This is a genomic window from Paracoccus stylophorae, from assembly GCF_028553765.1.
GTDB lineage: Bacteria > Pseudomonadota > Alphaproteobacteria > Rhodobacterales > Rhodobacteraceae > Paracoccus > Paracoccus stylophorae.
On record NZ_CP067134.1, the window covers coordinates 3,084,066 to 3,096,891 of the forward strand.

Genomic DNA, 12,826 nt, shown 5'->3' on the forward strand with positions numbered 1-12,826 from the left:
GCACGCACCCTACGGGGGTGGTAGGGTGCGCGGACCGCGCACCGCCCTTATGCGTATTTCTTCTGGATTTCGTCCGAGATGTTCTGCGGCACGGCCTCGTAATGGTCGAACTGCATGGTGAACACGGCGCGACCCGAGGACATCGAACGCAGATTGTTGATATAGCCGAACATGTTGGCCAGCGGCACGAAGGCGTCGATGACGTTCGCGTTGCCGCGCGTGTCCTGACCGCGAACCATGCCGCGACGGCTGGTCAGGTCGCCGATGATCGAACCCGTATATTCCTCGGGCGTGACCACCTCGACCTTCATGATCGGTTCCAGCAGCTTGGCGCCGGCCTTGCGCAGACCTTCGCGCATCGCGGCGCGCGAGGCGATCTCGAACGCCAGCACCGACGAGTCGACATCGTGGAACGCACCGTCGATCAGCGCGACCTTGAAGTCGATCACCGGGAAGCCGGCCAGCGGACCGGAATCCATCACCGACCTGATGCCCTTCTCGACGCCCGGAATATATTCCTTGGGCACGGCGCCGCCGACGATCTTCGATTCGAAGCTGTAACCCTCGCCCGGCTCGGTCGGGGTGATGACCAACTTGATGCGCGCGAACTGCCCGGTGCCGCCGGTCTGCTTCTTGTGCGTATAGTCGATCTCGGCCTGCTGGCTGATCGTTTCCCGGTAAGCCACCTGCGGCGCGCCGATATTCGCCTCGACCTTGAATTCGCGCTTCATGCGGTCGACCAGGATGTCGAGGTGAAGTTCGCCCATCCCCTTCATGATCGTCTGGCCCGATTCCAGATCGGTCTCGACGCGGAAGGACGGATCTTCGGCCGCCAGACGCTGCAACGCCAGACCCATCTTTTCCTGGTCGGCCTTGGATTTCGGCTCGACCGCGATCTCGATCACCGGATCGGGGAAGGTCATGGTTTCCAGCACCACCTGCTTGGAGGCGTCGCACAGCGTGTCGCCGGTCGTCGTCTCTTTCAGGCCGGCCAGCGCGATGATGTCGCCGGCGAACGCCTCGTCGATCTCTTCGCGGCTGACGGAATGCATCATCATCATCCGGCCGATGCGCTCGCGCTTGCCCTTGGTCGAGTTGACGATCGAATCGCCCTTCTTCAGCGAACCCGAATAGATCCGCGTGAAGGTCAGCGAGCCGACGAACGGGTCGTTCATGATCTTGAACGCCAGTGCCGAGAAGGGCGCGTCGTCGTCCGCCGGACGTTCGATGTTGCGCTCTTCCGATTCGTCGTCGGGGCTGAAGCCCTTCAGGACCGGAACGTCGATGGGCGCCGGGAGAAAGTCGATCACGGCGTTCAGCAGCGGCTGCACGCCCTTGTTCTTGAACGCCGATCCGGCCAGCACCGGGAAGAACGACAGCGACAGTGTGCCCTTGCGGATCAGGTTCCGCAGGGTCTGCTCATCGGGTTCGTTGCCTTCCAGATAGGCTTCCATCGCCTCGTCGTCCTGCTCGACCGCCAGTTCGACCAGGTTCGACCGCCATTCCTCGGCCAGATCCTTCAACTCGTCGCGGATCGGCTGGCGGATCCAGCTTGCGCCCAGATCCTCGCCCTTCCAGATCCATTCTTCCATCTTGATCAGATCGACGATGCCTTCCAGCTTGTCCTCGGCCCCGATGGGCAGCGCGATGGGGCACGGCGTGCCGCCGGTGCGGTCCTTGATCATCTTCACGCAGTTGAAGAAGTCGGCGCCGATCTTGTCCATCTTGTTGACGAACACCAGGCGCGGCACCTTGTAGCGGTCGGCCTGCCGCCAGACGGTCTCGGTCTGCGGCTCGACCCCGGCATTGGCGTCCAGCAGCGCGATGGCCCCGTCCAGAACGGCCAGCGAGCGTTCGACCTCGATGGTGAAATCGACGTGGCCGGGCGTGTCGATGATGTTGAAGCGATACTTGGTGTCCGAGGTGCCGTCGGCGGTCGGGTCTTCCTGACGCTGCCAGAAGGTGGTCGTCGCGGCCGAGGTGATGGTGATGCCCCGCTCCTGCTCCTGCTCCATCCAGTCCATCGTCGAGGCCCCGTCATGGGTCTCGCCAAGCTTGTGGTTCTTGCCGGTGTAGAACAGGATACGCTCGGTCGTGGTCGTCTTGCCGGCATCGATATGGGCCATGATGCCGAAATTGCGGTAACGCCGAAGCGGGTACTCGCGTGCCATGAGGGGCCTTCCTTCCGTTTACCAGCGGTAGTGGCTGAACGCCTTGTTGGCGTCGGCCATCTTGTGGGTGTCTTCGCGCTTCTTCACGGCGGTGCCGCGGCCGTTGACGGCATCGGCCAGCTCGCCGGCAAGGCGCTCTTCCATGGTGTGTTCGTTGCGGTTCTTCGCCGCGATGATCAGCCAGCGGATCGCCAGCGCCTCGCGGCGGATCGGGCGAACCTCGACCGGAACCTGATAGGTGGCACCGCCGACGCGGCGCGAACGCACCTCGACCGAGGGCTTCACGTTGTCCAGCGCCTCGTGGAAGACTTCGATCGGCTCGCGCTTCAGTCGGCCTTCGACGCGCTCAAGCGCGTTATAGACGATGCGTTCGGCAACCGATTTCTTGCCGTCAACCATCAGGTTGTTCATGAACTTGGTCAGCACGCGATCGCCATATTTGGCGTCGGGCAGGATTTCGCGCTTTTCAGCGGCGTGACGACGGGACATCGATGTCTCTCCTTACTTCGGACGCTTGGCGCCGTATTTCGAACGACGCTGGCGACGATCCTTGACGCCCTGCGTATCCAGCACACCGCGCAGGATGTGGTAACGGACGCCCGGAAGGTCCTTCACACGGCCGCCGCGGATCAGAACCACGCTGTGTTCCTGCAGATTGTGCTTTTCGCCCGGAATATAGGAGATGACTTCGAAACCATTCGTCAGGCGGACCTTGGCCACCTTGCGCATGGCCGAGTTCGGCTTTTTCGGCGTCGTGGTATAGACGCGCGTGCAGACGCCGCGCTTTTGCGGGCATCCTTGCAGGTGCATCGACTTGCTGCGCTGCACCCTGGGCTGCCGCGGTTTGCGGATCAGCTGTTGAATCGTCGGCATTCGGTTCCCCGTCTTGCTCTGTCAATACTCGCAGCCTTCGGGCTGCGCCACTTCTCGACGGCGCGTTGCGCGAATCGCAAAACGCCAAACCCATCCGGCCCCATATCGGGGTGGACGTGGAAATTCCAGAGGATCGGGGCAGGTTACGGCCCGGATCGTGACCACACAGGTTCTGGTCCCCGAGACGGTTTCCCGCCGGGTGTGGGGCGTATATGGGGATTCCCGAACCGAGTCAACAGAGGCCGGGACACCGGTTCCGTCGCCCTGGCCGTCCCGCCCTCAGCGCCCCCAGTTCGGTCGGTCGGCCCCCGGCAGGGCGTGGTCGCGCGCCGCCCGGTCAAGCTGTGCAAGGTCGATGCGGAACCGGTCTTCCAGCAGCCCCTGCCAGTCCGGCGGATCGCCTGCGTTCCAGCCGTAGCCCGACCCGATCGCACCGGAATCGTTGTCGTGGTTCAGCAGGCGCACGAACATCGGCTTGGCCGGCATCGTCACGCCGGGCATCGACAGCCCGATCTTCCAGTGCGGGAAATGCATCACGCTGCGGCGCGCATCGGGCGGCAGATAGACCGTCAGCGCCGCCACCGCGTTATGGATCATCCGCGCCTCGACCGAGACGCCCTGCCGCGCCGCCTTCAGCACCAGTCCGCGCGAGTAGTCGCAGGACAGCCGCCTTCGGCGCTGCCAGATCGGTTCCAGCACCTGAAAATCGCCGCGCGCATCGCGGACATAGTCGATGGCAACGGCATCGTCGTCGTCCTGCCGAAAATGTCCGACCACGTCGGCGTCCGGCTCGATATGCGGTTCGGTCGCGGCAAGGCATGCGTCCAGATGCCGGTCCATCGGCGGGATCAGCGCAAGCCGGAACTGCGGCACCCGTTCGACCAGATCGCGCAACCGGTCCAGAAACGGCTGCGGCAGGTCGGGGCCGGTCATGATGACCAGGGTGAAATCGGGATCGGACTGAGCCAGCAGGCCAGGCAGGGTCACGTGCCGGAACCAGAACCAGCGCCGGGACAGCCGGCCGGGGTCATACAGAAACGCGCGCCGGTCCTGCATGTTGTCGTGGCGGACCTGAAATCCGCGCCCGCCCAGATAGGAGAAGCGGCACAGGCCCAGCATCTGCACGCGCATCATCGCAATGGCCCCTGCGGCAAAAGCTGAAAACCCCTGCGCCCGCGATCGAACCGCCCCGCGCGGCGCAAGCGAAAAGGCCCGACCTGCCGGCCGGGCCTTTCCCATGTCATCCGGACGATCACTCTTCGCCGTTGGTTTCCGGCAGATCGCTGATCGCGCTTTCGGTCATCGTCTCGGGCGCGGTCTCGCCCATCGTCGGCTCGGGCGCAGCCAGTGCGGCTGCGGCCTCGGCCTCGGCGCGACGCGCCTCGATCACCTCGGCGTCGCGCTCCGCGGCAATGCGCCGCACGCGCGCGGTCGCCCCGCCGGTGCCCGCCGGGATCAGCCGGCCGACGATGACGTTCTCTTTCAGCCCGACCAGCTTGTCGCGCTTGCCCTGAACGGCCGCCTCGGTCAGCACGCGCGTCGTTTCCTGGAACGACGCGGCCGAGATGAAGCTGCGGGTTTGCAGCGACGCCTTGGTGATGCCCAGAAGCACCGGCTCGCCCTGGGCCGGACGGCCCCCCTTGGCTTCGATCTTGGCGTTCTCGGCCTCGAAATCGTCGCGTTCGACATGCTCGCCCTTCAGCAGGGTCGTCTCGCCGCTGTCGATGATCTCGATCTTCTGCAACATCTGGCGAACGATCACCTCGATATGCTTGTCGTTGATCTTCACACCCTGCAGCCGATAGACGTCCTGCACCTCGTCGATCAGATAGTCGGCCAGCGCCTCGATCCCCATGATCCGCAGAATGTCGTGCGGAGCCGGGTTTCCGTCCATGATATAGTCACCCTTCTGCACGAAGTCGCCTTCCTGCACCGGGATGTGCTTGCCCTTCGGCACCATGTACTCGACCGGATCGCGCCCTTCCTCGGACGGTTCGATGCTGATGCGGCGCTTGTTCTTGTAGTCCTTTCCGAACCGTACATAGCCGTCGATCTCGGCGATGATCGCGTGATCCTTGGGACGACGCGCCTCGAACAGTTCCGCCACGCGGGGCAGACCCCCGGTGATGTCCTTGGTCTTGGCGCCTTCGCGCGGGATCCGCGCCACCACGTCGCCGGGACGGATTTCCTGCCCGTCCTCGACCGACAGGATCGCGTCGACCGACATCGGATAGGTGACCGGGTTGCCCTGATCGTTACGCACCGGCTCTCCGTCCTCGCTGACGATCAGGATTTCGGGCTTCAGATCGTTGCCCTTGGGCGCGCTGCGCCAGTCGGTCACGATCTTCTGCGTCATCCCGGTCGCATCGTCCGTCTCGTCCCGGACCGACAGACCCGAGGCCAGATCGACGAATTTCGCGATGCCGCCCTTTTCCGCGATGATCGGCAGGGTATAGGGGTCCCATTCATACAGCTTGGCCCCCCGGATCACCCGGTCGCCTTCCTTCACGAACAGCTTGCTGCCATAGAACAGCTTGTGGCTGGCGCGTTCCTGCCCATGCTCATCCATGATCAGCAGTTGCATGTTGCGCGACATCACCACCAGCTCGCCGTTGGCGTTGGTCAGCGTGCTTTCGTTGCGGAACTGGACGGTCCCCTCGTGCGAGGCTGCCTGGAACGATTGCTGACCGCCCTGCGCGATGCCGCCGATGTGGAAGGTCCGCATCGTCAGCTGCGTGCCCGGCTCGCCGATCGACTGCGCGGCGATGATGCCCACCGCCTCGCCGATATTGACCAGCGTGCCGCGCGCAAGATCGCGGCCATAGCACAGCGCACAGACGCCATCCTCGGATTCGCAGGTCAGCGCGGACCGGATGCGGACGGTCTGGACGCCCGCCTGCTCGATCGTGTCGGCCTTGCGTTCGTCGATCAGATCGCCCGCGCGGGTGATGATCTCGTCCTCGCCCGGAACCAGCACGTCCTCGGCCGCGGTGCGGCCCAGAATACGCTCGGACAGGGGCGCGATCACCTCGCCGTCATTGACCGCGGCCGAGGCGGTGATGGCCTGATCGGTGCCGCAATCGTGTTCGCGGATGATGCAGTCCTGCGCCACGTCCACCAGACGCCGGGTCAGATAGCCCGAGTTCGCGGTCTTCAACGCCGTATCCGACAGGCCCTTGCGGGCGCCGTGGGTCGAGTTGAAGTATTCCAGAACGGTCAGACCTTCCTTGAAGTTCGAGATGATCGGCGTTTCGATGATCTCGCCCGACGGCTTGGCCATCAGGCCACGCATCCCCCCCAGCTGCTTCATCTGGTTGACCGAACCGCGCGCCCCCGAATGGGCCATCATGTAGACGCTGTTCGGCTCCATCTCGGCGCCGTTGTCGTCGGTCTTGGTGGCCGAGATGGTGGACATCATCGCCTCGGTCACCCGGTCGTTGCATTTCGACCAGGCGTCCACGACCTTGTTGTACTTCTCGCCCTGGGTGATGAGACCGTCCAGATATTGCTGTTCGAACTCTTTCACCTGGTCCTGCACCTCGCCCACGATGTCCCATTTGTTGTCGGGAACCACCATGTCGTTCTTGCCAAAGCTGATGCCGGCGCGGAACGCCTCGCGGAAGCCCAGTCCCATGATCTGGTCGCAGAAGATGACCGACTCTTTCTGACCGCAATAGCGATAGACGGTGTCGATGACGTTCTGGATGTCCTTCTTGCGCAGCAGACGGTTGACCAGTTCGAACGGTGCCTTGGCGTTCATCGGCAACAGCGCGCCCAGACGGACCCGACCCGGCGTCGTCTCGAACCGGCGGACGACTTCCTGTCCGTTCTCGTCGATCTGGCGGACCCGCGCGGTGATCCGGGCGTGCAGATGCACCCCGCCGGCGGCAAGGGCGTGTTCGACCTCTTCGATATTGGCGAAAGCCATGCCTTCGCCCTTCATCCCCTCGCGCATCATCGACACGTAATACAGGCCCAGAACCATGTCCTGCGACGGCACGATGATCGGCGCGCCGTTGGCCGGCGACAGCACGTTGTTCGTGGACATCATCAGGACACGCGCCTCAAGCTGCGCCTCCAGCGACAGGGGCACATGGACGGCCATCTGGTCGCCGTCGAAATCGGCGTTGAAGGCCGAACAGACCAGCGGATGCAGCTGGATCGCCTTGCCCTCGATCAGGATCGGCTCGAACGCCTGGATGCCCAGACGGTGCAGCGTCGGCGCCCGGTTCAGCAGGACCGGATGTTCGCGGATCACCTCGTCCAGGATGTCCCAGACCTCGGGGCGTTCCTTTTCGACCAGCTTCTTGGCCTGCTTGACGGTGGACGACAGCCCCTTCGCCTCAAGCCGCGAATAGATGAACGGCTTGAACAGCTCCAGCGCCATCTTCTTGGGCAGGCCGCACTGGTGCAGCTTCAGTTCCGGCCCGGTCACGATGACCGAGCGGCCCGAAAAGTCCACGCGCTTGCCCAGAAGGTTCTGGCGGAAGCGGCCCTGCTTGCCCTTCAGCATGTCCGACAGCGATTTCAGCGGGCGACGGTTGTTGCCCGTGATCACGCGGCCGCGGCGGCCGTTGTCGAACAGCGCATCGACCGATTCCTGCAACATGCGCTTTTCGTTGCGCACGATGATGTCGGGCGCGCGCAACTCGATCAGCCGCTTCAGGCGGTTGTTGCGGTTGATCACCCGGCGATACAGGTCGTTCAGGTCGGACGTGGCGAACCGGCCGCCATCCAGCGGGACCAGCGGGCGCAGTTCCGGCGGAATGACCGGGATGACGGTCAGCACCATCCATTCCGGGCGGTTGCCCGATTCCAGAAAGGATTCGACGATCTTCAGACGCTTGATGATCTTCTTGGGCTTCAGCTCGCCCGTCGCCTCCTTCAGCTCCTCGCGCAGCTGTTCGGCGGTCGCGGCCAGGTCGATATTGGACAGCATGGTCCGGATCGCCTCGGCGCCGATATCGGCGGTAAAGGCGTCGGCGCCGTAGTTGTCCTGCGCGTCAAGGAATTCCTCTTCGCTCAGCAACTGGCCATAGGTCAGATCGGTCAGACCGGGCTCGATCACGACGTAGTTTTCGAAATACAGGATCCGTTCCAGATCGCGCAGCGTCATGTCCAGCATCAGGCCGATGCGGGATGGCAGCGATTTCAGGAACCAGATATGCGCGACGGGCGCGGCCAGTTCGATATGGCCCATCCGCTCGCGGCGGACCTTTTGCAAGGTCACTTCCACGCCGCATTTCTCGCAGACGAGGCCGCGATATTTCATGCGCTTGTATTTGCCGCACAGACATTCGTAATCCTTGATCGGACCGAAGATGCGCGCGCAGAACAGACCGTCACGTTCCGGCTTGAACGTGCGATAGTTGATGGTTTCGGGTTTCTTCACCTCGCCGAAGGACCACGCCAGAATTTCTTCGGGCGAGGCCAGCGAGATCTTGATTTCGTCGAACTGCCGCGGCGGAGCCATCGGGTTCAGCGGATTGGTGGCAAGTTCCTGGTTCATTTTCTAATCCTAATGAATGGCGCGGGGAAAAAGGGGAAGGTGGGGAAAACCCCCACCCTGCCGGGTTCGCCTGCGACGGGGCCTTGCCCCATCGGATCGTCCGGCTATTCCTCTTCCTCCGCATCCAGGAGTTCCATGTTGAGGCCCAGACCCCGGACCTCCTTGACCAGCACGTTGAAGCTTTCCGGCACGCCGGCCTCGAAATTGTCTTCGCCCTTGACGATGGATTCGTAGACCTTGGTCCGGCCTGCGACGTCGTCCGACTTGACCGTCAGCATCTCTTGCAGGGTATAGGCGGCGCCATAGGCTTCCAGCGCCCAGACCTCCATCTCACCCAGACGCTGACCGCCGAACTGCGCCTTGCCGCCCAAGGGCTGCTGCGTCACCAGGCTGTAGGGGCCGGTCGAACGCGCATGCATCTTGTCGTCGACCAGATGGTGCAGCTTCAGGACGTATTTCATCCCGACCGTGACCTTGCGGGTGAACTGTTCGCCCGTGCGGCCATCGAACACGACAGACTGACCCGAGGTGTCAAAGCCCGCACGCGCCAGCGCGTCGTTGACATCGGCCTCCTTGGCACCGTCGAAGACGGGCGTGGCGACCGGCACGCCGGTGCGCACGGTATTCGCGTGCTCGACCAGGGTGGAATCGTCCATGCCCTCGAAAGTGTCGGCATACAGCTCATCGCCGTAACCGATCTTCATCGCCTCGCGCACCGGGGTCATGTCGCCGTTGCGGCGATACTCTTCCAGCGCCTCGTCGATACGGATGCCAAGGCCGCGCGATGCCCAGCCCATGTGGGTTTCAAGGATCTGCCCCACGTTCATCCGCGACGGAACCCCAAGCGGGTTCAGCACCAGATCGACCGGCGTGCCATCGGCCAGGAACGGCATGTCCTCCATCGGGACGACCTTGGACACGACACCCTTGTTGCCGTGACGCCCGGCCATCTTGTCGCCCGCCTGCAGCTTGCGCTTCACGGCCACGAAGACCTTGACCATCTTCATCACGCCCGGCGGCAGGTCGTCGCCCTGACGGACCTTTTCGACCTTGTCCTCGAAGCGCGCTTCCAGCGCCTTCTTCTGGGCGTCATACTGATGGTTCAGCGCCTCGGCTTCCTTGGCGGTCTCTTCGTCGCCCACGGCAAGCTGCCACCACTGACCACGGCTCAGCGTGCCCAGCAGATCCTCGGTGATCTGGGTGTTGGCCTTGACGCCTTTCGGCCCCTTGACGGCGGTCTTGCCCAGGATCAGCGATTTCAGACGCGAATAGATGTTGCGGTCCAGGATCGCCTGTTCGTCGTCGCGGTCGCGCGCCAGACGCTCGACTTCCTCGCGTTCGATCTGCAGGGCGCGTTCGTCCTTGTCCACGCCGTGGCGGTTGAACACCCGGACCTCGACGATGGTGCCGTAGGCCCCCGGCGGCAGCCGCAGGCTGGTGTCGCGGACGTCGGACGCCTTTTCGCCGAAGATCGCGCGCAGCAGTTTTTCCTCGGGCGTCATCGGGCTTTCGCCCTTGGGGGTGATCTTGCCCACAAGGATGTCGCCCGGCCCCACCTCGGCGCCGATATAGACGATGCCGGCCTCATCCAGATTGCGCAGGGCTTCCTCGCCCACGTTCGGGATGTCGCGGGTGATCTCCTCGGGGCCCAGCTTGGTGTCGCGGGCGGCGACCTCGTATTCGTCGATATGGATAGAGGTGAACACGTCGTCGCGGTGAATCCGCTCGGAGATCAGGATCGAGTCCTCGTAGTTGTAGCCGTTCCACGGCATGAACGCGACGACCACGTTGCGGCCGATGGCCAGTTCGCCCTGATCGGTCGAGGGACCGTCGGCGATGACCTGCGCGGCCTCGACCTTCTCGCCCACCTTGACCAGCGGGCGCTGGTTGATGGTCGAGGACTGGTTGGACCGCTTGAACTTGCGCAGACGATAGATGTCCACGCCCGCACCGCCGGCCTCCAGGTTCTCGGTCGCGCGCACGACGATACGCTGCGCATCGACCTGGTCGATGACGCCGCCCCGCCGCGCGGTGATCGCGGCGCCGGAATCGCGCGCCACGACGGCCTCCATGCCGGTTCCGACGAACGGCGCCTCGGCGCGGATCAGCGGCACGGCCTGACGCTGCATGTTCGACCCCATCAGGGCGCGGTTGGCGTCGTCGTTCTCAAGGAACGGGATCAGCGCCGCCGCGACCGACACAAGCTGCTTGGGCGACACGTCGATCAGATCGACGGCATCGACCGGGTTCAGCATGAAATCGCCCGACTGGCGGGTCGAGATCAGCTCGTCCACGAAGTTGCCGTCCTCGTCCAGCGTCGCGTTGGCCTGCGCCACGGTGTGACGCATCTCCTCGGTCGCGGACATGTAGACCACATCGTCGGTCACCTGACCGTCGACGACCTTGCGATAGGGGGTCTCGATAAAGCCGTACTTGTTGACCCGCGCAAAGGTCGCAAGGCTGTTGATCAGGCCGATATTCTGGCCTTCCGGCGTTTCGATCGGGCACATCCGGCCATAATGGGTCGGATGCACGTCACGCACCTCGAAGCCCGCGCGTTCGCGCGTCAGACCGCCCGGCCCAAGCGCCGACAGGCGCCGCTTGTGCGTCACCTCGGACAGCGGGTTGGTCTGGTCCATGAACTGCGACAGCTGCGACGAACCGAAGAATTCGCGCACCGCGGCCGCGGCCGGCTTGGCGTTGATCAGGTCCTGCGGCATGACGGTGTCGATCTCGACCCCGGACATGCGCTCGCGGATCGCGCGCTCCATGCGCAGCAGGCCGATGCGATACTGGTTTTCCATCAGCTCGCCGACGCTGCGGACGCGGCGATTGCCCAGATGGTCGATATCGTCGATCTCGCCCTTGCCGTCGCGCAGTTCCACCAGACCGCGCACACAGGCCACGATATCCTCGGGGCGCAGGGTGCGTTGGGTGTCGGGCGCGTTCAGATCCAGACGCATGTTCATCTTGACCCGGCCGACGGCGGACAGATCGTAACGCTCGCTGTCGAAGAACAGGCTGTTGAACAGGTTCGAGGCAGCCTCGACGGTGGGCGGCTCGCCCGGGCGCATGACGCGATAGATATCCATCAGCGCCTGTTCGCGGTTCATGTTCTTGTCCGCGGCCATGGTGTTGCGGATATAGGGGCCGACATTGACGTGGTCGATGTCCAGCACCGGGATCTCGGTCACGTCGTTGTCCAGCAGCACCTTCAGCAGGCCGCCCGACAGATCGCCTTCCTTGTCGTATTCGGCGGTGATCTCGTCGCCCGCCTCGGCATAGATCAGCCCGGTTTCCTCGTTGATGATGTCCTTGGCGACAAAGCGGCCGATGATGCGTTCGAACGGAACCAGCAGGTTCACCTGCTCGCCCGATTCCTGCAACTGCTTGACCAGACGCGGCGTCACCTTGTCGCCGGCCTTGGTGATGACCTCGCCGGTATCGGCGTTCACCAGATCGAACGCCGGACGGGTGCCGCGCACGCGATCGGGGAAGAACCGCGTGACCCAGCCCTGATTGCGGCCGTCCTTGCGCAGCGTGTAATCCACGGTCTCGTAGAAGGCGTCCATGATGCCTTCCTGATCCATGCCCAACGAATACAGCAGCGTCGTCACCGGCAGTTTCCGGCGGCGGTCGATGCGGGCGAAGACCAGATCCTTGGCGTCGAATTCGAAATCCAGCCACGACCCGCGATAGGGGATGATGCGGCAGGCGAACAGCAGCTTGCCCGAGGAATGGGTCTTGCCGCGGTCATGGTCGAAGAACACGCCGGGGCTGCGATGCATCTGCGACACGACGACGCGTTCGGTCCCGTTCACGATGAACGTCCCGTTCTGGGTCATCAGGGGCATGTCGCCCATGAAGACGTCCTGTTCCTTGATGTCCTTGACCGATTTCGCGCCGGTATTCTCATCGACGTCGAACACGATCAGACGCAGCGTCACCTTCAGCGGCGCGGCATAGGTCATGTCGCGCTGCTGACATTCCTCGACATCGTATTTCGGGCGTTCCAGATCGTATTTGACGAATTCCAGCGTCGCGGTCTCGTTGAAATCCCTGATCGGAAAGACCGACTGGAAGACGCCCTGAATACCCTCGCCATCGTGATGGTCGGTGCCTTCGCCCGAATTCAGGAACAGGTCGTACGAGGATTTCTGAACCTCGATCAGGTTCGGCATCTCCAGAACTTCGCGGATGTTGCCGTAATAGCGCCGGATACGCTTCTGGCCGACATAGGATTGCGCCATGGGGTCTTGTCACCTTTCGTCTT

The 12,826-nt window shown here is 63.5% G+C and carries 6 protein-coding genes; all 6 read right to left on the reverse strand.

The window, feature by feature from the left end; translation table 11 throughout:
- Positions 1-47: 47 nt before the first annotated feature.
- The 6 genes from fusA to rpoB all read right to left on the reverse strand — a co-directional run bounded on the left by fusA (position 48) and on the right by rpoB (position 12,803).
- Entirely contained in the window at positions 48-2,171 is a 2,124-nt protein-coding gene (fusA, locus tag JHW45_RS15270) for an elongation factor G (protein ID WP_272858445.1), read from the reverse strand.
- 18 nt (positions 2,172-2,189) lie between these two features.
- Complete coding sequence (gene rpsG / locus JHW45_RS15275; RefSeq protein WP_272858446.1) at positions 2,190-2,660, reverse strand: 30S ribosomal protein S7; 471 nt, start codon at positions 2,658-2,660, stop codon at positions 2,190-2,192.
- Between the two features lie 12 nt (positions 2,661-2,672).
- On the reverse strand, positions 2,673-3,044 hold the full coding sequence (gene rpsL / locus JHW45_RS15280; protein ID WP_042252808.1) for a 30S ribosomal protein S12: 372 nt from the start codon (positions 3,042-3,044) through the stop codon (positions 2,673-2,675).
- 279 nt (positions 3,045-3,323) lie between these two features.
- Positions 3,324-4,178 (reverse strand): putative rhamnosyl transferase, encoded by an 855-nt coding sequence (locus JHW45_RS15285; protein WP_272858447.1) that lies wholly within the window; start codon positions 4,176-4,178, stop codon positions 3,324-3,326.
- A gap of 118 nt (positions 4,179-4,296) precedes the next feature.
- Positions 4,297-8,553: a DNA-directed RNA polymerase subunit beta' gene (gene rpoC, locus JHW45_RS15290; protein WP_272858448.1), complete on the reverse strand. Its 4,257-nt coding sequence runs from the start codon at positions 8,551-8,553 to the stop codon at positions 4,297-4,299.
- A gap of 104 nt (positions 8,554-8,657) precedes the next feature.
- A complete protein-coding gene (rpoB, locus tag JHW45_RS15295) occupies positions 8,658-12,803 on the reverse strand; it encodes a DNA-directed RNA polymerase subunit beta (protein ID WP_272858449.1) in 4,146 nt (1,381 codons plus the stop codon).
- Positions 12,804-12,826: the final 23 nt, after the last annotated feature.

Coding starts and splice junctions, on each gene's coding strand:
- fusA (WP_272858445.1), bottom strand. CDS start 2,171: ATGGCACGCGAGTACCCGCTTCGGCGTTACCGCAATTTCGGCATCATG.
- rpsG (WP_272858446.1), bottom strand. CDS start 2,660: ATGTCCCGTCGTCACGCCGCTGAAAAGCGCGAAATCCTGCCCGACGCC.
- rpsL (WP_042252808.1), bottom strand. CDS start 3,044: ATGCCGACGATTCAACAGCTGATCCGCAAACCGCGGCAGCCCAGGGTG.
- JHW45_RS15285 (WP_272858447.1), bottom strand. CDS start 4,178: ATGATGCGCGTGCAGATGCTGGGCCTGTGCCGCTTCTCCTATCTGGGC.
- rpoC (WP_272858448.1), bottom strand. CDS start 8,553: ATGAACCAGGAACTTGCCACCAATCCGCTGAACCCGATGGCTCCGCCG.
- rpoB (WP_272858449.1), bottom strand. CDS start 12,803: ATGGCGCAATCCTATGTCGGCCAGAAGCGTATCCGGCGCTATTACGGC.